Raw genomic sequence first — 23,235 nt, forward strand, 5'->3', positions numbered from 1 at the left:
TGATCCATAACCTCAGTAATATTAGGAGTATTTGTATGGCCTCTAAATTAACCGTAGGACTTGTCCAAGAAAAATGGCACGAGAATCCTAAAGAACACCAAGATCAGCTGGAAGCAGGAATTCAAGCTGCCGCACACCAAGGCGCAACCGTCGTTTGTCTGCAAGAGCTAACCCTAAGCCCCTATTTTTGTACCCGTTCGGATGTTGATGGCAAACCCTATATGGAAGATATTCATACAGGCCGGACTGCCCAATTCGTTAGCAAAGTCGCTAAAGCTTATAAGGTTTCCATTACTTCCTCCTTATTTGAAAAAGCTGGCTATAATACAGCGGTAGCATTCAATAATCAGGGAGAGCTTATTGCCATAACGCGCAAACAACACATTCCCAGTGGCGAAAAATACCATGAAGATTTTTACTTTAAGCCAGGAGATTCAGATTATCCCGTCCATGAAATAGCAGGACATCGCTGGGGCTTGCCAACCTGTTATGACCAATGGTTCCCTGAGCTTTCCCGTATTTATGGTTTAAAAGGCGCTGAAATTTTAACCTACCCTACTGCAATTGGTGGTGAACCAACCGCACCTGGTTTTGACAGCCAACCGATGTGGCAGAAAGTAATGATTGCGCAAGGAATTATGAGTAATACCTTTGTTATCGCGACTAACCGTATCGGTTGTGAAGATAATCTTGAATTTTACGGCAGCAGCTTTATTAGTACACCAATGGGAGAAATTTTAGCACAAGCGCCACGAAATCAACCTGCGGTACTCGTTGCGGAATTAGATTTCAGCCAACGGGAATTATGGGGACGCCTATTTCCTTTTGCTCAACAGCGTGAACCGGAAACTTACCACGAGCTCATTAAAGTTCGTTAATCTTTTTTGGAATTTCAAAATATATGAACAATTCATTAATTGAGGCAAATTTATACAACATTGAAAACTGGGGTGAGGGATACTTCAGCGTCAATTCCAAAGGGAATATTGAAATAAGCCAGGCCCCTGGTAAAAAGGGGGTGGAACTGCAAGCTATTGTTGATGCCGCACATCGAACAGGCTTGCATTTGCCATTATTAATTCGTTGTACTGATATTTTGCATGATCGCGTACATCGTATCTATCAAGCCTTTGCTGATGCTATAGCCGAAAATGATTATGCGGGCTCTTATAAATTGGTTTATCCCATTAAAGTAAACCAAGAGCAAAGTGTAGTTCGAGAATTATTAAAATCGCCCAATAACTCAATTGGTTTGGAAGCAGGCTCCAAACCTGAGCTGATGGCCGTAATTGGCATGCTCAGTAACCAATCCAGCACAATTGTCTGTAATGGTTATAAAGACAGTAGCTACATTCGTACTGCTTTAATCGCGCAGCAAATGGGACATCAAGTATTTATTGTTATTGAAAAGAAATCTGAGCTCGATATTATCTTAAAAGAATCCGCACGCTTACAAATTAAACCTACCCTTGGGGTACGCATTCGCCTCGTGAGCAAAAGTGCTGGCAAATGGGAAAATAGTGGCGGCTCCAAATCAAAATTTGGCCTTAATGCCAAGCAAGTGCTGGAGTTAATTTCCCAATTAAAAGCGCATAATATGCTGGATTGCTTGCAATTAATGCATTGTCACTTAGGTTCGCAAATTGCCAATATTCATGATATTCGCCATTGCATGCAAGAAGTAGCGCGTTATTATGTGGAACTACGCCAATTAAATGCGCCAATCAATACGATTGATGTGGGAGGCGGGCTTAGCGTGGACTATGAGGGAACACGTGCAAATAAAGGTTGTTCGATGAATTACAACCTCAATGAATATGCCACCCACATTCTGCTGGCAATTAAACACTTATGCCAGGATGCGAAAATTCCCGAGCCCAACATTATCTCAGAATCAGGTCGTGCCTTGACTGCGCACCATGCGGTAGTTATTGCGGATATTTCTGATATAGAACGAATTGATAAATCCCCGGTGCTACCTGGTGTAGATGAAGAAGACTCGCATGTGATTCGTGATATTTATGATACTTATCAGGCCATCACAAACAGCTCACCTATCGAAATCTATAACTATGCCGTACATTCACTGCACGAAGCACACTCTTTATTTAAACATGGGGTAATTAGCTTACAAGAGAAGGCTAAGGTTGAATCTTTTTACACTAATATCTGCATGGAACTTAAAGAACGCTTAGCGGAAGATAACCCTAGTGAGCAAGCTTTATTATTAAAAATAAATGAGGATCTGGCAGTCAAAATATTTTGTAATATTTCTTTTTTCCAATCCATTCCTGATGCCTGGGCTATTGGGCAAATATTCCCCATTGCACCGATTTCGCAACTGGATGTCCCGCCCGAAATGCACTGTATTTTACAAGATTTAACCTGTGACTCAGATGGTACCATTAAGGAGTATTTAGGCAGTTCACGCGTAAACTCGACTCTAATGCTACCTCCTTATGACAGTACTAATCCCTATGCGCTAGGATTTTTCCTGGTGGGTGCCTATCAGGAAATCTTAGGTAATCTACATAATTTATTTGGTGATACCAACTCCTTAGATGTGGAGCTTTTTGATGATGGTAGCTTTGAGTTAAATGATTTAGTCAGTGGGGATACGGTCACTAACGTTTTGAATTTGGCTCATTTTGATACCAAAAAATTGAGTCAATCTTATGAGAAACAACTTATCCAAGCCGGGTTATCCCGAGAAAAAATCTTATTTTATTTGAATGAATTAAGAAGCGTTTTTTCTCAACTAACCTATCTTGACGCTGAGCATACGGAGTAATAAATAATGACACCAAAACAAAGTGGTTTTTTCATGCCCGCAGAATGGCACCCACATGAACGATGCTGGATGGCTTGGCCTTGTCACCTAGAGACTTGGTCTAAAATTGGCCTGGATAAAGCACGCCGAGCCTACGCGCTGGTTGCTAACTCCATCGCCCAATATGAGCCGGTAATTATGCTGGTCAATCCAGGTGATGAAGATTTAGCTAAAGAGCTTTGCGGAGAGAAGATTAGCATTCAATCCTTGCCGATTAATGACTCTTGGACTCGCGATACAGGACCAACTTTTTTGTTAAATAAGGAACAAAAATTAGCAGGGGTTAATTGGATTCATAATGCCTGGGGTGGAAATTACGCAGATTGTGCTTTAGATAATAAAATTTCCGCAGCCATCATTGAAAAAACCAAGGCCTTATCTTTTTCTGCACCCTTGGTAATGGAAGGAGGCTCTTTTCACGTTGATGGTGAAGGCACTATTTTAACCAGTCGTGAATGCTTGCTTAACGCCAATCGTAACCCACAATTAAGCCAGCAGGAAATAGAGCAGTATTTATTTGATTTTCTTGGTTGCCAGAAAATTATTTGGTTAAACAAGGGCTTATTAGGTGATGAAACCGACGGCCATATAGATGAAATTGCCTGCTTCATAGCACCTGGCAAAGTACTGTGCTTAATCACTGAGGATAAAGAAGATCCTAACTATGCGACCTTGCATGAAAACCTGGAAATTCTTAACGCAGCCACGGATGCACAAGGAAGAAAATTAGAAGTGTATACGGTTGAACAACCACCCGCAACCTACATGCATGGGGAACGGCTGACCCTATCCTATATTAACTTTTATTTAGCCAATAAAGGCATTGTGATGCCTGCTTTTGGCTATGAAGCGCAAGATAAAGCTGCATATGAGTTATTTACTAAGCTCTATCCAAATTATCATATAAGCCAAATCGATGCTTTAGATGTATTTGCTGGCGGCGGGGGTATTCACTGCATTACGCAACAGCAACCAAAATCCGTATAGCAAGCGTTCAAAGGACCTCACCCTGAGTAGTTTACGACGAAGGACCTGCTGAATGGGGCACAAACTCTATGTGCCCCATAAAAAAGACAAGACAATATCCCCTACTCTTTGAGAAATATCTTACATTGCGCTGCTCCATCGGCCCAATGACAATAACCATATACAGGTTATACTTAAAACTCAAAGGGATGACATGGATATGTCTGACAGGATGTCAAAATTAAAGGGACAAGTACATGGATTGTACTTCGCTGCACGGAGGCAGCACTGTTCTTTTACCCCCGCCCTTTTTCTTACCGCGCATGCGAACCCAGTTGTGCCAAACGTTTTGCAATAACAAGCTGAATGTTATCACGTGCTTTAGGCGGAAAATATTGATAAGCATCAAAAAAGTCATGTGCGTTAATTGACAGAAATTTACATGGGGTAAGTGTACTTACACGCGCCGTTCTTGGGATACGTCTTAATATAGCGATTTCCCCGAATACATCTCCCGGACCCAGGGTGTTAATTCGCCTGCGCCCCACATTTATATCCTTTACTGAAACCAGCATCTGCCCTTCAATAACGATATAAAGCTTATCCCCTATTTCGCCCTGCTCGATGATGATTTCTTCTGCACCACAACGAGTGACAATACTTTTATCTGCCAGCATTTTTTGTTCCACAATCCCTATGCCGGAAAAAATATGCGCATTATAAATAGCCATAAGCACATCAGACTGTGCTGAACCGGTGAAATCCATAAACACCACCCTTAACTTGTTAATATGTTTCTGTTTTTCTATTAGTTTAGTATATTTTTTTTAACAGTAGGGGGTAATCTCTTGGTATTTTTTACTTTTGTAATAGCAAAGCCCATTCCAAGCACCTAATGGCACACTTAGCGAACCCTCTCCCGCAGAGGAAATTCGAATAACAATACTGTTAGGCGCGGGAGAAAGGTTTCTTCTAAACTGACGTAGAAATACTTTAAATAGGCCCCATTGTAACCGGGCTACACCACTAACTACACATCAATATTTTCTGCCTCTAAGGCATTCATTTCAATGAAGTCTCTTCGTGGTTCAACATTATCACCCATTAATGTGGTAAAGATTGCATCGGTAGCTACGGCGTCTTCAATACTCACTTGCAGCATACGTCGTACGTCTGGATCCATGGTAGTTTCCCACAACTGATCCGCATTCATCTCACCAAGACCTTTATAACGCTGGATGGTTTGACCTCTTTTCGCCTCATCCATTAGCCAATCTAATGCCTGTTCGAAGCTTTCTACCGCTTGCTCTTTCTCGCCGCGCTTAACAAAAGCTCCCTCTTCCACCAAACTCGCTAATTTAGAACCTAAGGCCACCATTTCTTTATAGTCTTTAGAATAGAAGAACTCAGCATTCATTATAATATGATGAGCCATACCATGTTGCGTCATAGTAATTCTTGGCACAAATAAATTGCTGTCCGGTAAGGCATAAGCATCTACTTGATAATGTTCCGTTTTATTATCAAGCTGTTGCAAACCAAGATGTAATTGTTTACACCAACTTGCTATTTTTTCTTCCTGATTAAAATCTTCATTATGCAACACGGGAAGATAAGAAACTCGTTTCAAAATGTCACTAGGATATCTGCGCTTATAACGCTTAATAATTTTTTCAACGCGTCTGAATTGCAGTACTAACTCTTCTAAAGCGACTGCCATAATCGGAGGCACGTCTTTTGACGGATAAAATGCTGCCGAATCTAAAGCACTCTGCGTTAGGTAATCAAATAAAGCTTCATCGTCTTTCACATACTGCTCTTGCTTTCCACGTTTTACTTTATACAGAGGCGGCTGAGCAATATAAATGTAACCACGCTCTAATAGCTCAGGGGTTTGTCTATAGAAAAACGTAAGCAGGAGCGTACGAATGTGGGATCCATCGACGTCCGCATCGGTCATGATGATAATGCGGTGGTAACGTACTTTATCTGGGTCATATTCATCAGGCCCAATCCCACAACCCAGAGCGGTAATTAAGGTAGCCACCTCTTGAGAGGCAAGCATTTTATCAAAACGTGCTTTCTCTACGTTTAGAATCTTACCTTTAAGCGGCAAAATAGCCTGGAACTTACGATCACGCCCTTGTTTTGCAGAACCACCCGCAGAATCCCCCTCCACTAGGTAAAGTTCAGATAAAGCAGGGTCTTTTTCCTGACAATCTGCCAATTTTCCTGGCAAGCCAGCAATATCCAAAGCCCCTTTACGGCGAGTCATTTCGCGTGCGCGACGCGCAGCTTCACGCGCTCTAGCCGCATCAATAATTTTACCCACAATCGCTTTGGCAATTGCAGGGTTCTCTAAAAGGAAATCATTAAATTTTTCTGAAACACTGGATTCAACTACAGACTTCACTTCAGAAGAAACTAACTTGTCTTTAGTTTGTGAAGAAAACTTAGGATCCGGCACTTTTACCGATAATACTGCAGTTAAACCTTCACGTGCATCATCACCTGTGGGTGAAACTTTAGCTTTTTTAGCATAACCTTCTGCTTCAATATAATTATTTAAAGTTCGAGTCAAGGCGGCTCTAAAACCGGCCATATGCGTTCCCCCATCACGCTGAGGAATGTTATTGGTAAAGCAATAAAGGGTTTCTTGATAGGAATCATTCCACTGCATTGATAATTCAACCGTAATATTGTCTTTTTCAGCAGTCATAGAAAAAACAACGGGAGTAATTACGGTCTTATTTTTATTTAAATGCTCCACAAAAGCCTGAATTCCTCCTTCATAATGGAAGGTATCTTGTCTTTGTGAGCGCTCGTCAAATAAGTGAATGCATACACCAGAGTTTAGATAAGATAATTCGCGCAAACGCTTCGCTAAAATATCATAATGGAATTCAATATTGGAGAAAGTTTCTGCACTGGGTTTAAACCAGATTTGCGTACCGGTATTCGTAGCATCGCCTGTTATGGCTATCGGCGCATCAGGCACCCCATTACGATAATGTTGCTCATGAATTTTGCCATGACGACGCACAGTTAAATGGAGTTCTTCGGATAAAGCATTTACTACCGAAACTCCCACGCCATGTAATCCACCAGAAACTTTGTATGAGTTATCATCAAATTTACCGCCGGCATGAAGAATTGTTAAAATAACTTCTGCAGCTGAACGCCCCTCTTCCTTATGAATATCTACTGGAATTCCACGCCCATCGTCTTTTACTGTAACGGATTCATCAGAATGGATTGTGACAAAAATCTCTTTACAATAACCTGCCAACGCCTCATCAATAGAGTTATCTACTACCTCAAAAACCATATGATGCAAACCAGTACCATCATCTGTATCACCGATATACATTCCTGGTCTTTTTCTTACTGCATCTAACCCTTTTAGGACTTTAATATTACTTGAATCATAACTGGCATCAACGCTCATTAGAAGGTCCTCTTAAACCCTTAGTACACCATTTAAAATTAGCTCTATGATAGCATATTTTGCTTGTATTTTGCATGTATTTGGCTTACTAGTGCGATAAAGTATAGATAAGCTGAAATGTTCCACGTGGAACATTTTTAAAGGCTTTTCGCCTGCTAGTGAAAATTATATCCTGACGTTACAGATTTATATTAGTTATTATAATCGGGTTGCTAACAAGCAAGAATCTTTAGGCGCTATAGCTTTGCGCGATACAATTTAATCGAATGTTTCACGTGAAACATCTGAGGGTTCAACAAGTCCATGGCTAAGCCGATAACATAAACCTGTTTCAGGCGTACAAGAACGTAAAAATTCCGCACTGGTATTAGTAGTAATCACATACTGACCTTTGCGCGAAGCTAAATACGACAATAACTTTCTTTGATGCACTTCATCAAGCTCTGCGGGTAAGTCATCCAGCAAATACAAACAATCTTGTGTAACTAAATTCGCTTGCGCTAGCTTCAATGCAATTAAAATGATTTTCTGCTGCCCGCGTGAAAGAAATTGCTTCGCTTTATTTAAATTACTTTCAATAATAACATCCGCTTGGTGCGCACCGTATTGGGTGTATTGTTTATGCTTATCACTCTCAAAATGTTCTTCCAGCACTTGTTGCAGATTCTTACCGGTATTTTTTTTATCCCAACCTCTAAAATAATTTAATGTACATTCAAGATCAGTGAGCTGTGCCAAAACTAGAGTAAACTCTTTAGCCCATAAAACAAAATATTCTTTACGTAATAAATCTAATTGCAAGGCCAATTCGCTAAGCTGGTTATCCCAAGGGACAAAATGCGTATATGGAGCATGTTTTTTCAATAAGGCATTACGCTGTTTCAATACTTTCTTATAATCTTTTAGCAAGCCAAGATAATTAGGTTTCACGTGAAACAGTCCCCAATCCAAGACACTGCGACGCACCGCAGGACCGGCATCAATAATTTGAAAAATATCTGAATAAAAAATTTGACAGGGTACTGCATAAGCTAATTGGCTGGTGCTGGAGCAAAATTGATTATTCAATTTAATCTGCGTAGGTTGAGCGGAAGACTTTTGAATACTGATGGTTTCTTGTTCTGTGCCACGCGCAAAAACAGTAAAAGTAGATTGACCTTGCTGAATAATTGGAGCAATTTCTCGTGAGCGGAAAGAATGCCCACAACTTAAGAGGTAAAGGGCTTCGAGGATGGAGGTTTTGCCACTGCCATTAGCCCCAGAAATAAAATTAAATCTAGGGTGTAATGGCAATTTGATTGAAGATAGGTTACGTAAATGGTGAATTTTTAATTCAGAAAGGATCATATTTTCATTGGCATAATAATATATTGATAATGCTCATTTTCTAAAGACTCAATTAAAATACTACTGTCCATGTGCGATAAAGACAGACGAATTTGTCCCTCACCAAAGTGAGAAAGGACATCCAATAGATAAGTAGCATTTAAGCCAATTTTTAACTCTTCACCCTGAGTTTCTGCAACCAAGGATTCAACCGCTTCTTCTTGTTCATTATTATTAGCAATGAGCGTCAATAGACCTGGTTGTAAATGCAACATCACCGCCTTAGATTTCTCATGGGCCAAAATAACAATTCGCGATAAAGCCCGTTTTAGCACGGCACAATCAATAATAATTTGTTTGTCTTGATTGCGCGGGATTGCTTTCGCATAAGGGGGAAAACGCGCCTCTATTAATTTGGACAAAAAAACAAATTGCTTCGTTACCAATTTAAAATGCGACTTACCTGCAGCAAGCAAAACCTGTTCATCATCAATTCCATTTAAAAGGCGTAATAATTCTTGAATACCTTTTTTGGGAATTAATAATTTTTTATCACTACTGTTTTCACATTGATGGCGACAAATAGCCATACGATGCCCATCCGTTGCGACTGCAGAAATCAGATTAGGCTCAAAATCTAAAAACAAACCATTGAGGAAAACCCGCACATCTTGCTGGGACATAGCAAAATGAGTTGATTGTAATAATTGCAACAACACCAAACGAGGAATACTTAATTCAACTTCGTTACACTCATCCTCACTCAAAGGATAACCATCAGCAGGCAAAGTGGTCAGTTTAAATGAACTACGACCTTGCTTAATCGTTAAAATGCCATTATCTACTCGTAAATGAGGACTAGCCTGATCATCCAAAGAGCGAATAATATCAATAAACTTTTTTGCCGGAACGGTAATTGAACCGGCTGTTTGCTCCGACTCACAAGGAACTTGAGCAGAAATTTCTATTTCTAAATCAGTAGCTGTAATCGATAGTTGCCCATCGGCCAATTTAAATAAAAAGTTAGACAGTATGGCTAAAGATTGCTTTTTATCGACAGCTCCAGCAACGGTAAGCAAAGGGGTAAGCAAATCTTCCTTTTTTATCGCAAATTCAAACACCACAAGCTCCTATTTTTAAGAAGATAAGATGCGCATTAAGTTTTTATAATCTTCAGCAAAATCACTATCATCCTGAATCAGTTCTTTAACCTTCCTACATGCATGAATTACTGTAGTATGATCGCGGCCACCAAAATGATCACCAATTTCAGGTAAGCTATGATTTGTTAATTCTTTAGCTAAAGCCATTGCCATTTGTCTCGGTCTAGCAATAGAACGACTACGGCGCTTCGACAATATATCAGCCACTTTGACCTTATAATACTCAGCTACTGTTTTTTGAATGTTTTCAATAGTCACTAATTTATCTTGTAGCGCCAATAAATCACGTAATGCCTCATGAACAAACTCAATGGTAATGGGCTTACCAGTGAAATGCGCATTAGCAATAACCCGCCGTAGTGCTCCTTCAAGTTCACGTACGTTCGAACGAATACGTTTCGCAATAAAAAATGCCACTTCATAAGGCAATTCAATATTCGATTGCTCCGCCTTACTAATTAAAATCGCAACCCGCGTTTCTAATTCAGGAGGCTCCACCGCAACCGTTAATCCCCAACCAAAACGAGATTTTAACCGCTCCTCCATCCCTTCAATCTCTTTGGGATAACGATCGCTGGTTAAGATAATTTGTTGTTGGCCTTCTAATAAGGCATTGAACGTATGGAAAAATTCTTCTTGAGAGCGGTCTTTGCCGGCAAAGAATTGAATATCGTCAATAAGCAAGGCATTTAACGAGCGATAAAAACGTTTAAACTCATTGATTGAATTGGTTTGCAATGCCTTCACCATATCCGCCACAAAGCGCTCCGAATGCAAGTACAGGATTTTCGCATCGGGATTATTTCTAAGAATTTCATTACCAATAGCATGCATTAAATGGGTTTTCCCCAGGCCAACACCGCCATAAATAAATAAAGGGTTATACGCATCGCCTGGGCGTTCGGCGACCTGCATGGATGCGGCACGCGCTAATTGGTTTGAGTTTCCTTCGACAAAACTTTCAAATAAGAACTTCTTATTTAAATGGCTACTTTTGTAGTCTACCGCCTTTTTAGGGGTACTTTTGGTAACTAAAGTTTCCGTAGCAGTTACCGCTTTATTATCACCAGCGCTAGCTGTTGTGGTGCCGGAATCGGTACTAATAGAAGTTTTACTACCAATTTCAATAGAAATTGATTTAATTTCATCACCACTAAACTGTTTAATTAATTCTTCTATACGAGAGAAAAAATGCTTCTTTACCCAATCAACAACAAAACGGTTAGGGGCTAATAATACCAAACGTTGTTCCTCAGTATGTGCCTGTAAGGGACGTAACCAAGTATTAAATTGCTGGGCAGAATATTCATCCTGCAGCAAACCTAAACATTTTTGCCAAACTGCTGCTGACACAAAACAACTCCTCATCTAAAGAAGAAGGTAAAAATAAATAAAACCTGAAAATCGAATTTAAATAAGGTCTATGGTCTTTAAATAAATAAAGAATACCTACAGCATGTCCCAACCTATTTGCGACCCCTGATACTGCTCCATAAAGATTTTAAGGCATTTACCGACAGAACCTAATTATCCATGAATACAAACACTGCCACTGAGTAGGTGCAGGGCAACAAGATAATCTAAGCATGAAATTTAAAGCGAAACAACCACAACTTACTCTAAACAGCGAGGGGGCAATTATACTCAGCCTTTAGGCTAAAGGCAAAGTTATCCACAAATAAAAAGCTTTTATCGTCCAAAAAGCATACAATATAGCAACTATCTTTACTAGCATGTGAATAAAAAACACATACGCGCGAAACGCAAGCTCAATAATTCCCCACTTATCCACTATTGGTTAGAAGTACATTATTTGCTCAAAAAGGAGGAATAAGCTATAACTGACTTGATAAGCCGAGAAAATTTATTTGATCATTTTTAGGGATATTTAGCGAGAGGAAGCATGAGTCTAAATAATAAAACGGTATGGATAACAGGAGCTTCTTCAGGAATTGGTGAAGCATTAGCCTATGAACTTGCCCGTTCTGGAGCCCGGCTTATTCTCTCTGCAAGAAATCAAGCCGCATTAGAGCGGGTAAAAAACGCCTGTGTAGACTCAGAAAAACACCGCGTAGTCCCTCTTAACCTAGAGCATCACCAAGAATTAGCAAGTCAGGCACTTAGCGTTTGGGAAGAACATGGTCCGATCGATCTGCTTATTAATAATGCCGGACTCTCCCAACGTTATCTTGTGGTCGATTCAGCTTTGAAGCTAGATAAAAAAATAATGGACGTCAATTTTTTTGGTGCAGTAGCTCTAACTCGCCCTGTATTAAAAAAAATGCTGCAACGAGGAAGCGGACAGATCGCGGTTGTATCCAGCATGCTCGGCCTTTATGGAATTCAAACTCGCTCAGCCTATAGCGCCAGCAAACATGCGCTCAGAGGTTATTTTGAAAGCCTTCGTAATGAATTAGCAAACACTAATATCTATATAACCCTCATTTACCCAGGTTTTATCAATACAAACATTACACAAAATTCGTTATTAGCTAGTGGAGCGCCCTTTGGGAAAATGGACAAAAGCCATGAACGGGGAATAAAGCCTGCCCTTTGCGCGAAAAAAATCGTGCATGCCATTAACCATAAAAAACCTGTAGTGGTTATTGCAGGCTTTAAAGAACGTTTTGGCGCATTTATAGCACGCTTTTTCCCGGCGCTATTTCGTTATATCTCCCCGAAATTTGAGGTGTAATCCACCAACCTTTTAAGGATGATTCTGATGATATCAATTAACTTAATAAGCCGTCTCCTCTGTTCTTGTTTACTGCTTATAGCGCTCAGCCCTCTTACCTATGCAGAAAATAAGCCTCTGAAGCAATTAATAAGCAAAACGGCCGAGCCTTTTATTGTAAAACAGCAGATTCCCGGCATGGCAATAGCCATATATTATAAAGGGCAAGACTATTATTTTAATTTCGGGTACGCAGATAGCGAGAAAAAGCTCCCAGTTAATCAAAATACTATCTTTGAACTTGCCTCGATCACTAAAATATTCGTTACTACCTTACTTGCTTATGAGGTTAATGCCGGTACCCTAAAATTAAGGGATCCAGTGGTTAAATACATACCTGCACTCGCAAATACCACTAATCTCCCTATTGATAAGGTGGAAGTAATCAATTTAGCAACGCACACCGCCAGCTTTCCTCGACAAATGGAGCAATTTGGCGTTAATAAAGGCAATATAAAGGCTTTTTTTAATCGCTTAAAAACCTGGCAACCTAGCGTTGCGATCGGCAGCCAATATAAATATTCTAATGTGAGCTTTGGATTATTAGGCAATGTTTTAGTACACGCAACCGGTGAACCATTAGCACGCCAATTACGCGAACAAATAACGCAACCATTAGGAATGAATAATACCTATTTCACCTTACCCCCAGATAAAATGGCTCTCCAAGCCCAAGGCTATCATCCAAATGCAACGCCAGCCCCACATTATATTCCGGTTAACTTTTTGGGTGGCGGCGCGTTACGTTCATCAGCGGCCGATTTATTAAAATTTATGAAAGCTAATTTAGGAATAAAGGTTGAGCAGGCTACTCCGCAACTATTATCCGCAATGCAATTTGCCCAACAGCCTCATTTTGTAGTCAATCCCAGGTTTGTTATGGGTTTAGGTTGGCAACGTATCCAAACAAAGCAAGGACTTTTAATTACTAAAAATGGAGGCAACCAAGGCTTTAGTACCTTTATTGGCTTTTCCCCCGCCCAAAAACTCGGCGTGGTGGTATTAACCAATAAAGCAAAAGCAAATGCCACACAGATAGGAAATCAAATTCTACGAAAATTACTCAATACTGAATAAATTAAGCCAATAACAAGCTATGGATAAATCAGTATACAGATTAGGGATAAACGGCATATAAACTTGGGTATATCAACCACAGCAAAGAATATTTACACTTAGATCACAGGCTTAAACTGGATTTACAAACAGCTTTAAACAAAGCATAAGTTAATGTATTTAAACTAATTTAAAAAGTTATGCACAGAAAAATCCAAGTATATAATAAACATAAGGTTTTAAATAAAAAGAAATATTATTATATTTAGCAGTAACAAAACTGCGCTTAAACAGACAGAGCTTGTCGCTGTTTAACGCAGTAATCAATGTTTCACATAAAAACGTATCAAACCCAAAGTAATTAGTATTTTCTAACAAAGGCTAAAACCCCATCATACAAAACTTATGCAAATATATTTAAATGCATCCCTTCAATCCCTTCGCTAGACTAGCTGCAAAAATATACGCCTGTTGATTCTCTTGTAGCTTTATATAGGTAGCACAACCTAAAAGGCAAAAATTTGTCTACTCACCCTTAAATTTTAACTAAAGGGCAATCTCATTGTTATTTTCGCACGCAAGTTGAATCAATTAAGCTATGAATAACTCAGAGCAAATAACGAGTATAAGTTGCAAATAAAAACGGGGATAAATAAATCTTTAAAAAAAACAACAAACAGATCACAAGCTTAAATATAATTTATAAACAAGGAGTAAAGATATCTAAATTATTGAATAATCTTAAAAAATAAAAGTTATCAACAGAAGGTTAGGCTCTATATAACAAACATAAGTTTTTAAAAAGAAAGAATTATATTTTTATTAACATCGGTGTATAACTCAAAAAAACTAGCAATTTATCCTCGATAAGCAAAAAATAATCAATCATCTAAATTGACAGTAGAAAAAAAGTTCTCTATCATTGCCAGCCTCATAATTTTATTAACAGGTTCATCATGAAACGCACCTTTCAACCAAGTAACTTAAAGCGTAAACGCGATCATGGTTTTCGTGAGCGTATGGCTACTCGTGCAGGCAGATTAGTAATTAAACGTCGTCGTGCTAAAGGCCGTAAGCGTTTGACAGCCTAAGTGTTTGCCTTTAAAAAAGCACAACGATTATTAATCAAAAAAGATTATGATCGTGTGTTTGAACAAGCAAAAAAAATAGTTACATCCGAATTTATTATTCTCTTTAGAGAAAATAACTTAGGTTATGCCCGGCTTGGGCTGGCGCTGTCGAAGAAAATGATAGCAAAGGCTCATGATCGAAATCGTATTAAGCGGATAATAAGAGAAAGCTTTCGGCAAAGGGATTTACCTGCCGTTGATATGATTTTTTTAGCCAGACAAGGTGTCGCAAAGCAAGCTAACTCAAACATCAACACCAGATTGGGCAAATCATGGGAAAAATTAACCTCCTGCTTCGGCAGATAATTTGTTTACCAATTAAATTGTATCAGTATTTGATTAGTCCCTTGCTAAAACCCTCTTGTCGCTATTATCCTAGTTGTTCGCAATATGCGGAACGTGCCATTAAGCAATGTGGCATAACCAAAGGCTTGTGGATGGCTTTAAAAAGAGTATTACGCTGCCACCCTTGGGCACAAGGTGGTTATGATCCCGTACTCCCTAACGATGAGAAGCTTTGATGGATATACGACGTATTATTTCATATATGGCGCTAGCGCTAGTTAGTTTATCACTCTGGAATGCTTGGCAAACAGATTACCCACCAAAACCAGTAGAAAATACGGTTACGCAAAAAAACACTGCTGAGCCTCTATTGCCACAAGTCAGTGCTACAGGCAACAGTACGGAATCAACGCCTTTAACTCCTTCACCTGAGCAAACAAGCACTCAGCCTGCATCTTTAGTTGATGTTAAAACTGATGTGTTAAATGTGGCAATTGATTTACAGCAAGGTGATGTCGTTTCCGGCCAATTACTGGATTATCCTTTAAATGTAGATGAAAAAAATAAGCCATTTTCATTGTTACAAAATCAAGGAAATGAACGTTATGTTGCCAACAGCGGTCTATTAGTTCCTTCTGCGCAAGGTGTGAAAGCCCTGAATTTAGGCTTTACCACAGACAAAACGCACTATGAATTAACTCCTGACCAAAAACAGTTAGTAGTTACTTTAAATGGCAAAACAGAAGATGGCTTAACGGTAAGTAAAGAGTTAATTTTTACGAAGGGTAGCTATCTTATTGATGTAAAATATAAAATTGCTAACCAGGGTGCTAATGAGTGGAAAGGGTATATGAACACCCAGCTCGTACGCAGCTCTCCTAAAGAAGATAAGCCAAGTATGTTCCAAGTAGGTTCCTATACGGGGGCTTCTTATTCTGAACCTGGTAAACATCGCTTTCAAAAAGTTAGTTTTGGTGATATGAACAAAGCTAATCTGGATGTAGACAGTAAAGGTGGTTGGGTTGCGATGCAACAGCATTACTTTTTAACTGCCTGGATTCCTCAAGCGGACAGCGAAAATAAATTTTATACTCGTGCGGTAAATAATGACTACACAATTGGTGCAGTGAGCCAGCCAATTGTTATTAAACCACAAGAGCAAAAAACAGTTTCCGCGCAATTATACGTAGGTCCGGAAATTACCAGTGTACTTAAAAACATTGCTCCATCTCTCGATTTAACTGTGGATTATGGAATCCTGTGGTTTGTTTCTACCCTGTTATTTTCGTTAATGAAGGCTATTTATAATGTGGTAGGGAACTGGGGTTGGTCTATTGTTCTGGTTACTGTACTGATTAAGTTAGCCTTTTATCGGCTTTCGGCAACCAGTTATAAATCAATGGCCGGTATGCGTAAGCTACAACCTAAACTGCAAGCATTACGTGAGCGTTATGGCGATGATAAAGCCAAGATCAGTCAAGCAACTATGGAGCTTTATAAGCAAGAAAAAGTAAATCCATTAGGTGGTTGCTTACCAATCCTTATTCAAATCCCAGTGTTTATTGCCTTATATTGGGTTTTATTAGAAAGCGTTGAGTTAAGACAAGCTCCATTTATTTTCTGGATAAAGGACTTGGCAGCGGCTGATCCTTACCATGTGTTGCCATTGATTATGGGTGCGACCATGCTTATTCAGCAAAAACTTAACCCAGCGCCACCCGATCCAATGCAAGCTAAAGTAATGATGTTTTTACCGATACTCTTTACTGGCTTATTCTGGAACTTCCCTTCAGGCTTGGTACTGTACTGGATTGTCAACAACACCTTGTCAATTCTGCAACAATGGTACATTACCCGGAAGTATGCCGATGATGCACCAGCTAAAAAGAAAGTCGTGGCTACTGCAAAATAAATGAGTACTGATACAATCGTAGCCATAGCTACCCCACCAGGGCGAGGTGGGGTAGGCATCATCCGCTTATCAGGTCCCAATGCCTACTCTATTGCCATGACCATTAATGGCAACAAAGAATTACCTCCACGATTAGCTACTTTCAGTTCTTTCTATGCCGAGAACAATCTGGTTGATCAAGGCTTAATGCTTTATTTTAAAGCTCCACATTCCTTTACCGGTGAAGATGTAGTTGAGATCCAGGCACATGGTTCTCCTGTTGTATTGGATATGCTAACGAAAGCAAGCATTAACGCTGGTGCGCGACTGGCGCGCCCTGGGGAATTTTCTGAGCGTGCTTTTCTCAATGACAAAATTGATTTAACCCAGGCAGAAGCGATTGCCGACTTAATCCAGGCCAGCTCGCAAACTGCTGCCCGTATGGCGTTGAAATCCTTACAAGGCGAATTTTCCACGAAAATCAATCAGCTTAATGAGCAGCTTATTTATTTACGCCTATATGTTGAGGCGGCAATTGATTTTCCTGAAGAAGAAATTGATTTTCTTAACGATGGAAAAGTTTCTGGCTTATTACAAAATATTTTAGATGAGCTCAATGCCATCCGTGCCCAAGCTAATCAAGGGGTTATGTTACGCGAAGGATTATCCATGGTTATTGCCGGTAGACCCAATGCCGGTAAGTCAACCTTAATTAATTGTTTAGCAGGTCGGGATATAGCCATTGTAACTGAGATCGCAGGCACCACCCGTGATGTCATGCGAGAACATATTTTATTGGATGACATTCCCATTCACATTATTGATACTGCTGGTTTGCGTGAGTCTGATGATGTGGTAGAAAAGGAAGGGATCAAACGTGCTTGGCAAGAGCTAAAACAAGCTGATTGTGTGCTTTTGGTTGTTGATATTAATGATCCAGAGCATCATCATATCTTAACGAAAGAAATTAAGTTAGCGCTACCTCCTGACGTGCCCATTATTACTGTGTTTAATAAGATAGATACGGTTAATCATCCGCCCCAAGTACAGGAACAAGAGGTTTATCTTTCGGCCAAATCGGCATTAGGTATTAATGGCTTAAAGCAGGTAATTAAAGATGTGGTGGGTTACCAGCCTACTGAAGGGAAGTTTTTGGCGCGAAGACGTCATTTACAAGCTTTAGACGATGCCAAAAACTTATTAGTTACCGGCCAGCAACAATTATCAGAACACCGTGCAGGAGAATTATTAGCTGAAGATTTACGACTTGCACATCAAGTTTTGTGTGAAATTACTGGTGAATTTTCTTCGGATGATTTATTAGGGCGTATTTTTTCTAGTTTTTGTATTGGGAAGTAGGTCAATTAATTAAGGTTACTTTACTCGCAAATAATAATCACTTAGGTGGTATTAAACATGCGAAGCTTCAATGATATTCCACAGAATAAATGATAAATACCGCCCGCCCATCGCATGTTATGCCTAATTAAACACCTGGCTGCAAGGCAGGCAGGTATCTCTAGAAAAACAGGTTATTTGGCAAATAAACAACCAATTTTTTATTATTACATTATGTGTAAAAAAAACACAAAAAGGCTTGTCAAAATAAAAGGCTAATGATAACGTAGTAAATCTTTCTGTCTTTTTTTGCGAGGTTGTGATCATGGGTTACGCAAATGCAGCTTTTATTAGGGATAAAAACAATTTTTTTAGCCTGCTTCGTGAATCTAGCACCTTGTCATTAAATCCTAAGCAAAGAGATAGAGTAAAAGACCTTGGCTTGGTAGATGAGGCTGTTAATAAACACTCCTACCGTGAGTTGTTGGAAACGCAAATCGGTTTAGAAGCTGAATTCACTCAATTATTTACCGTCTTACAAAAACAGAAGGGCCAGGATGATGAAGCATTTTGGATGTACTGTTATTATTGTGCATCATTACTAGAGTCCTTTTATAAAGCCTATTCAAATAAATCTAAAGAAACTGAATACAGCAATTTAAAAGTGCAAATCAGAAAACGCATCTTGAAAGAGCCCGAGGATGCTCAGTCCAAGACTGCTTTCGCGCAAGCACTAGTAGACAATTTTACTGGCAGTTTAAGTAACTTAAAAAATGCTCCAGCGCATTCTTCGCAATTACGAGACTATGTGGCTTACGCTAACGTCTGTCGTTTGTATTGGACCTTTACTCGATTGACTTTGGTGAATGGTTTAAGATTTGCTAAAGAATTACAATTTATTGAACAATTAGATGCTATTTTAGGAACACATACCGATGTAGATAAAATCATTTCGGTATTTCAAGCTCCTAATGGCATTCTTAATTATTTAAGTGTCGGCTTTTTCTTGGCACGTTTTATGATTGATGCCGGAACTTTAGTGCGTCATACCTTCTTTCCTACTGCCGAAGAGAAAGACTCAACACTAGGTGAACGTTTTCGCTACGAACTGTATAAACGCCACTGGAATTTTGGCAATGATTTAGTATGGGCAACGGTTAACTTTTTAACCAATTTTAACCATATTTCGAATATTCCAGGCCCTATTGCCGGAGGAATTACGGCGGTATTTTTAGGTTTTGACGTATGTATGACTTTATATCGCTTGTCTTTATTTAAACAAGAATATTTAGTTAAAAAAGCCGAATACACTCAAGAATTTAATCGATACGCAAATCCTAATGCTCCTGATTCTGGTTTAGAGTTTGTCTCTAGCGAAGAATGTTTACAACATATGAAAATAGCAAAAAAGCAATTGGATGAATTAGAAGTTGACTGGAAGACTAAAGAAGGAAAGTTTTACTTTGCTGCATCTGCCGCATCTTTATTGATGTTAGGTTTTTCTTCTACCTTAATTTTTAGTCCGCCAGGTATTGTTATTGCCAGCTATTTCGCGTGTACGGTTGCTATTGCCATGTACTTATCTACAGGCTGTTATGGCAAATACCAGGAAAAAAGCTTACGTTTAGCTGATGCACAGCTTAACGAGGCGGGTTTATTAGAGGTAAATGCTGGATTAGAGTTAGCCCAAAAAGAATTTGATGCAGCACGTAGTGATTTTATCTTTACCATGGCGAAAAACGTGATAGTCCCTTCAGTATTAATCACTACTTTTGCTCTGTATTGGCCGGCTGCAGTAGTTTTAACCGCAGTTTATTTAGGGTATGAATTATTGCATTCACAGGATCAACACGAACGCAATCAAGAAATACAAGAACTTTCCTTCAATATGTAAAAAGCCTTCGTAGTCTGGATGGAGGCGCAGCTCAAAAGTCCCGTTTCTCGGGTTAAGATTGCGCCTCCATTAGGCTAAGTCTATTGATAAACTTATCAAATTTAATGAACAAAAATAAATTTGTTTGGACTATTATTGTCCTTTATAATGCCTTTGGTTCCAGCATATGAGGCGAGCTCAAACCCTGTAGTTGCACGGATCATTTTTAATTAAATGAGGGCATTATGAAATTAAAAACTTTTCTAAAACAGATAAAACAAAACAACTTATCTTTGGATACGGTGCAACTTAGCCTGCAACTAAATGGTAACGTAAAAAAATTATTAGCCGCACTCAATGATGAAGCCAACGTAGGTTGTAAGGATATCACTGAATTGGATTTAAGTGGTTCCCATCTCACCAGCAATGATATAGAAGCTCTAGTTAAGGCTTTGAATAAGCTTCCCAATATAAAAACTTTGCGTTTGGACCATTGTGCAATCACCGATGATCACACTTCCCGGCATTTAGTCGAATTAGAGCATGTTACCAGTCTTTCTTTAAAGGGTAATCTCTTAGGAAAGAGGCCCGCATTTAACAAAGATTTGAAAGCGTTGTATTTAGATGATAATCCTCAACTTAATATAAAAGCAGCATTGCTTCGTTTTTCAACCTATGCAAAGAAGCTAGAAATCCTTTCGTTAAATAAATGTAATGTTCAGGATGAAGATTTAATCTTTTTGATGCGACCGGGTTCCCACTTAAAAACCTTAAAGCAACTTCACTTACATGAAAATAAATTAAGTTCTATAGGAACGCATAGCTTAAAAGAGATGAGCTTATTAGAAGTTTTAGATTTGGGGCAAAATAATCAAATCGGTGATTTTGGGGTAAGTGAGTTGCAATGCCCCGCTTTACAAACACTAAACATTGAGGGCTGTAATGTCTCACCTAACGTTTTTTCATCTTTAGAAGCAATGGTTAAGCTGCGTACGTTAAATCTCAGCTATAACCCGGCATTAAAATTGTATGACCTAGGTTCCGATACAAATCCCCTAGAGCAAATCAGAAAGGTTAAACTTAATTTTTGCCGGCTTACAGACAAGAATGTTTCTTCTTTAATTGCGTTATTTCCTAATTTAACGCACTTAGAAATCGCTAATAATCAATTAACTCAATCGGGTGTAGAAGATTTTTTGTTAGTAAGTAAGCATCTTAGAGTTTTAGATGTGAGTACAAATCATCTTTATACACTTCTTAGTGCGAAAAATCCCAAAGCACATAAATCAATTGCAGCTGAAAAAGCGAAAATTGAAGATTTTTTTGTATCTGTGTCGCAAGCAAAAGGCTTAACCCATATTAATTTAAGTGGTACAGGTCTAACCGATGACATATTGCCAAGATTAATTCCCGCTGAAGGTTCCGCGAGAAAGTTACGTATGATTAATGGCATACGTTGTACTGAATTAAAAGAAGCATTAGAACAGCGAAGGGAAGCCAGAAAAAATGCAGAGGCAGTTACGCTGAGCTCTCCTGCGGGTGATGTTATCGAAATTGCCGCTAAAAAACCTTCAAAAAATATGCAGATAAAGGCATTAAAAGCGCAAGTCAAACACTTAGAATCAGAGCTTGCGAAAGCAAAGGCCACGATTACGCAACTACAAGGAGCAAAGATATCGGAGGTGCCTTACGAGAAAGGTCGTGTGCTTAAACAAGTTGCTCAATTGGAAACTAAGGTAAGTGCGCAAGGTATATTTGCCAGTACTGCTGCAAAATCCAGAAAGCGAGATGCGGCCTCAGAAGCTGCGGTGATTACTTCTATTGCTTCATCTTCAACCGATTATAGGTCTTAAGTTGTGATCATAATTAACGGATGCTTCACTCAGCGGCAAAGCAACTCGCGTTCGAAGTAAGAACCTGGGTTGCGTCACTTTGTTCGCAAGGGCAATAAAGTTTAAGTTCTTTTAGAGATAATTATTGTAGAGTAACTCATGGAACGTCACTATCTTTCCTCGCGCCACAATAATCACAATACAACAATAATGAATAGCGAATATGCGAGCAATGCGTGCATTGCTCAAATAATTCCTCTCCGCAACCAGGGCAGGTATAACGGTTAATCCCCTGTAGATTAGCATGAGTCAGTGGGGAGGTAGTTCCATTTTCCACCGTAACAAATTTGCTAAATCCAGGTTTTATAGGAAATTGACATATGGGGCATTGAACTTTTTGATATGCTTCACGGTATTGTTTTTGTAACCAATCAGGTTTAGGAGTTACTACCATCCGTAACCTGGAAAGCAGTGTTTGGGTGGTAATGTAAATTAAGACAAAAACCAGGATGTATTTAAAAATATAGGAAGGGAAATAATAATGCATAACTTCCGCTATCTTATAAAAAATGGCGATTACAGCAGCTAAGGCCAAAGGTTTATATACGCTATTTTTATAGCGACGAAGGAGGTAGGCGGCTATAAGTAATAAGGGAATTAAAACCAGCAATTGTAATCCAGCCATCGCCCAATTATGGCGAACCCATAAGGCATTATACTCTTTAGTGGCCTGTTGATTTTGCTTCGCTAATTGGCGGTCTATGTCATTAAGCTGATTTTGTAGTTGCTGTTTTGCCAAATTATCTTTAGTAATTGTATTGTTTAAATCTTGAAATTGATTTTGATAATTTAAATACAAGCTTGTTACCTGTTGGAGATTTTTTTCTGATTCAGGAGAAAAAGTAACTCCTTTTTGAATACTGGCTTTTTGTAGGTCCAGTAATTGATTCATCGTATCTCGATAACTATTAATGCTGGTTTGTACGATGTCTTGCTGTTGTTTTTGTTCATCAATTTTCGCCACTAGTTTATTAAGCTCTTGATTAAACGCTTCTTTATTTTTAACCAAAGTTGGGTTTTGATATTTTTTTTGGACTTCTTGTAACGAAGGGCCTGCTTGATCGCTAATATCATCCATTAGAAAGCCAAGAAACCAATAGATCAATAAACCCAACAAAATGGTGAGCGTAATGACTAAAGCGCGATGTCCTTTCGGTCCTTTTTTCTCTTTTATTAGTTCAGTATCCATGATTTAAGTTCGCTTAGTTATTTTAAGCTTGGAGCTATATCTAAATTATAGGTCATGTAATGGGTTATTTATGATCATTAAATAACTTTATTGTCTATAATTTAGTTAATATGG

At 39.0% G+C, this 23,235-nt stretch carries 18 protein-coding genes; 12 read left to right on the top strand and 6 right to left on the bottom strand.

The annotated features are described in order from the left end of the window. Positions 1-35 precede the first annotated feature (35 nt). The 3 genes from BN3124_RS07665 to BN3124_RS07675 are packed head-to-tail and all read left to right on the top strand — an operon-like array spanning position 36 to position 3,817. Positions 36-878 carry a carbon-nitrogen hydrolase gene (locus BN3124_RS07665; protein WP_058534211.1) on the top strand — a complete coding sequence of 281 codons (843 nt, stop codon included), beginning with the start codon at positions 36-38 and terminating at the stop codon, positions 876-878. Positions 879-901: 23 nt separating this feature from the next. Continuing rightward, positions 902-2,791 (top strand): biosynthetic arginine decarboxylase, encoded by a 1,890-nt coding sequence (speA, locus tag BN3124_RS07670; RefSeq protein ID WP_058534212.1) that lies wholly within the window; start codon positions 902-904, stop codon positions 2,789-2,791. 6 nt (positions 2,792-2,797) lie between these two features. Beyond that, on the top strand, positions 2,798-3,817 hold the full coding sequence (locus BN3124_RS07675; RefSeq protein WP_058534213.1) for an agmatine deiminase family protein: 1,020 nt from the start codon (positions 2,798-2,800) through the stop codon (positions 3,815-3,817). Between the two features lie 293 nt (positions 3,818-4,110). Here the strand turns inward: BN3124_RS07675 and BN3124_RS07680 are convergent, their stop codons facing one another. The 5 genes from BN3124_RS07680 to dnaA form a co-directional block, all read right to left on the bottom strand. Continuing rightward, positions 4,111-4,563: a cyclic nucleotide-binding domain-containing protein gene (locus tag BN3124_RS07680; RefSeq protein ID WP_058534214.1), complete on the bottom strand. Its 453-nt coding sequence runs from the start codon at positions 4,561-4,563 to the stop codon at positions 4,111-4,113. Between the two features lie 263 nt (positions 4,564-4,826). After that, positions 4,827-7,244 (bottom strand): DNA topoisomerase (ATP-hydrolyzing) subunit B, encoded by a 2,418-nt coding sequence (gene gyrB, locus BN3124_RS07685; RefSeq protein ID WP_058534215.1) that lies wholly within the window; start codon positions 7,242-7,244, stop codon positions 4,827-4,829. Between the two features lie 258 nt (positions 7,245-7,502). Next, the gene (gene recF / locus BN3124_RS07690; protein ID WP_058534216.1) at positions 7,503-8,591 is read right to left on the bottom strand and encodes a DNA replication/repair protein RecF; all 1,089 of its coding nucleotides are present in this window, start codon (positions 8,589-8,591) and stop codon (positions 7,503-7,505) included. Further along, positions 8,588-9,691 (bottom strand): DNA polymerase III subunit beta, encoded by a 1,104-nt coding sequence (dnaN, locus tag BN3124_RS07695; RefSeq protein ID WP_058534217.1) that lies wholly within the window; start codon positions 9,689-9,691, stop codon positions 8,588-8,590. The genes recF and dnaN overlap by 4 nt, the downstream gene beginning before the upstream one ends. A gap of 15 nt (positions 9,692-9,706) precedes the next feature. Continuing rightward, positions 9,707-11,086 carry a chromosomal replication initiator protein DnaA gene (gene dnaA, locus BN3124_RS07700; RefSeq protein WP_058534218.1) on the bottom strand — a complete coding sequence of 460 codons (1,380 nt, stop codon included), beginning with the start codon at positions 11,084-11,086 and terminating at the stop codon, positions 9,707-9,709. A gap of 550 nt (positions 11,087-11,636) precedes the next feature. Here dnaA and BN3124_RS07705 point away from each other — a divergent pair. The 9 genes from BN3124_RS07705 (at position 11,637) to BN3124_RS07745 (ending at position 21,893) form a co-directional block, all read left to right on the top strand. After that, positions 11,637-12,428: an SDR family oxidoreductase gene (locus tag BN3124_RS07705; RefSeq protein WP_058534219.1), complete on the top strand. Its 792-nt coding sequence runs from the start codon at positions 11,637-11,639 to the stop codon at positions 12,426-12,428. A gap of 27 nt (positions 12,429-12,455) precedes the next feature. Next, entirely contained in the window at positions 12,456-13,544 is a 1,089-nt protein-coding gene (locus tag BN3124_RS07710; RefSeq protein ID WP_058534220.1) for a serine hydrolase, read from the top strand. Positions 13,545-14,479: 935 nt separating this feature from the next. Next, positions 14,480-14,614 carry a 50S ribosomal protein L34 gene (gene rpmH / locus BN3124_RS07715; RefSeq protein ID WP_019232681.1) on the top strand — a complete coding sequence of 45 codons (135 nt, stop codon included), beginning with the start codon at positions 14,480-14,482 and terminating at the stop codon, positions 14,612-14,614. Beyond that, positions 14,615-14,959 carry a ribonuclease P protein component gene (rnpA, locus tag BN3124_RS07720; protein WP_058534221.1) on the top strand — a complete coding sequence of 115 codons (345 nt, stop codon included), beginning with the start codon at positions 14,615-14,617 and terminating at the stop codon, positions 14,957-14,959. It abuts the gene before it with no gap. Further along, entirely contained in the window at positions 14,926-15,174 is a 249-nt protein-coding gene (gene yidD, locus BN3124_RS07725) for a membrane protein insertion efficiency factor YidD (RefSeq protein ID WP_058534222.1), read from the top strand. The genes rnpA and yidD overlap by 34 nt, the downstream gene beginning before the upstream one ends. Further along, positions 15,174-16,850 carry a membrane protein insertase YidC gene (gene yidC, locus BN3124_RS07730; protein WP_058534223.1) on the top strand — a complete coding sequence of 559 codons (1,677 nt, stop codon included), beginning with the start codon at positions 15,174-15,176 and terminating at the stop codon, positions 16,848-16,850. Before yidD ends, yidC begins: the two co-directional genes overlap by 1 nt. Further along, entirely contained in the window at positions 16,851-18,188 is a 1,338-nt protein-coding gene (gene mnmE / locus BN3124_RS07735) for a tRNA uridine-5-carboxymethylaminomethyl(34) synthesis GTPase MnmE (protein WP_058534224.1), read from the top strand. 304 nt (positions 18,189-18,492) lie between these two features. Further along, positions 18,493-20,061 carry a hypothetical protein gene (locus tag BN3124_RS07740; RefSeq protein ID WP_058534225.1) on the top strand — a complete coding sequence of 523 codons (1,569 nt, stop codon included), beginning with the start codon at positions 18,493-18,495 and terminating at the stop codon, positions 20,059-20,061. Positions 20,062-20,285: 224 nt separating this feature from the next. Further along, entirely contained in the window at positions 20,286-21,893 is a 1,608-nt protein-coding gene (locus BN3124_RS07745) for a leucine-rich repeat domain-containing protein (protein ID WP_058534226.1), read from the top strand. A gap of 136 nt (positions 21,894-22,029) precedes the next feature. On the opposite strand, the gene BN3124_RS07750 is transcribed toward BN3124_RS07745, so the two are convergent. Then, positions 22,030-23,121 (bottom strand): hypothetical protein, encoded by a 1,092-nt coding sequence (locus BN3124_RS07750; protein WP_058534227.1) that lies wholly within the window; start codon positions 23,119-23,121, stop codon positions 22,030-22,032. Between the last annotated feature and the right edge of the window lie 114 nt (positions 23,122-23,235).

Source organism: Legionella saoudiensis, from assembly GCF_001465875.1.
Classification (GTDB): Bacteria; Pseudomonadota; Gammaproteobacteria; order Legionellales; family Legionellaceae; genus Legionella; species Legionella saoudiensis.

Coding starts and splice junctions, on each gene's coding strand:
- BN3124_RS07705 (WP_058534219.1), top strand. CDS start 11,637: ATGAGTCTAAATAATAAAACGGTATGGATAACAGGAGCTTCTTCAGGA.
- yidD (WP_058534222.1), top strand. CDS start 14,926: ATGGGAAAAATTAACCTCCTGCTTCGGCAGATAATTTGTTTACCAATT.
- BN3124_RS07680 (WP_058534214.1), bottom strand. CDS start 4,563: ATGGATTTCACCGGTTCAGCACAGTCTGATGTGCTTATGGCTATTTAT.
- BN3124_RS07665 (WP_058534211.1), top strand. CDS start 36: ATGGCCTCTAAATTAACCGTAGGACTTGTCCAAGAAAAATGGCACGAG.
- BN3124_RS07740 (WP_058534225.1), top strand. CDS start 18,493: ATGGGTTACGCAAATGCAGCTTTTATTAGGGATAAAAACAATTTTTTT.
- recF (WP_058534216.1), bottom strand. CDS start 8,591: ATGATCCTTTCTGAATTAAAAATTCACCATTTACGTAACCTATCTTCA.
- yidC (WP_058534223.1), top strand. CDS start 15,174: ATGGATATACGACGTATTATTTCATATATGGCGCTAGCGCTAGTTAGT.
- BN3124_RS07710 (WP_058534220.1), top strand. CDS start 12,456: ATGATATCAATTAACTTAATAAGCCGTCTCCTCTGTTCTTGTTTACTG.
- mnmE (WP_058534224.1), top strand. CDS start 16,851: ATGAGTACTGATACAATCGTAGCCATAGCTACCCCACCAGGGCGAGGT.
- BN3124_RS07750 (WP_058534227.1), bottom strand. CDS start 23,121: ATGGATACTGAACTAATAAAAGAGAAAAAAGGACCGAAAGGACATCGC.
- speA (WP_058534212.1), top strand. CDS start 902: ATGAACAATTCATTAATTGAGGCAAATTTATACAACATTGAAAACTGG.
- BN3124_RS07745 (WP_058534226.1), top strand. CDS start 20,286: ATGAAATTAAAAACTTTTCTAAAACAGATAAAACAAAACAACTTATCT.
- gyrB (WP_058534215.1), bottom strand. CDS start 7,244: ATGAGCGTTGATGCCAGTTATGATTCAAGTAATATTAAAGTCCTAAAA.
- rpmH (WP_019232681.1), top strand. CDS start 14,480: ATGAAACGCACCTTTCAACCAAGTAACTTAAAGCGTAAACGCGATCAT.
- BN3124_RS07675 (WP_058534213.1), top strand. CDS start 2,798: ATGACACCAAAACAAAGTGGTTTTTTCATGCCCGCAGAATGGCACCCA.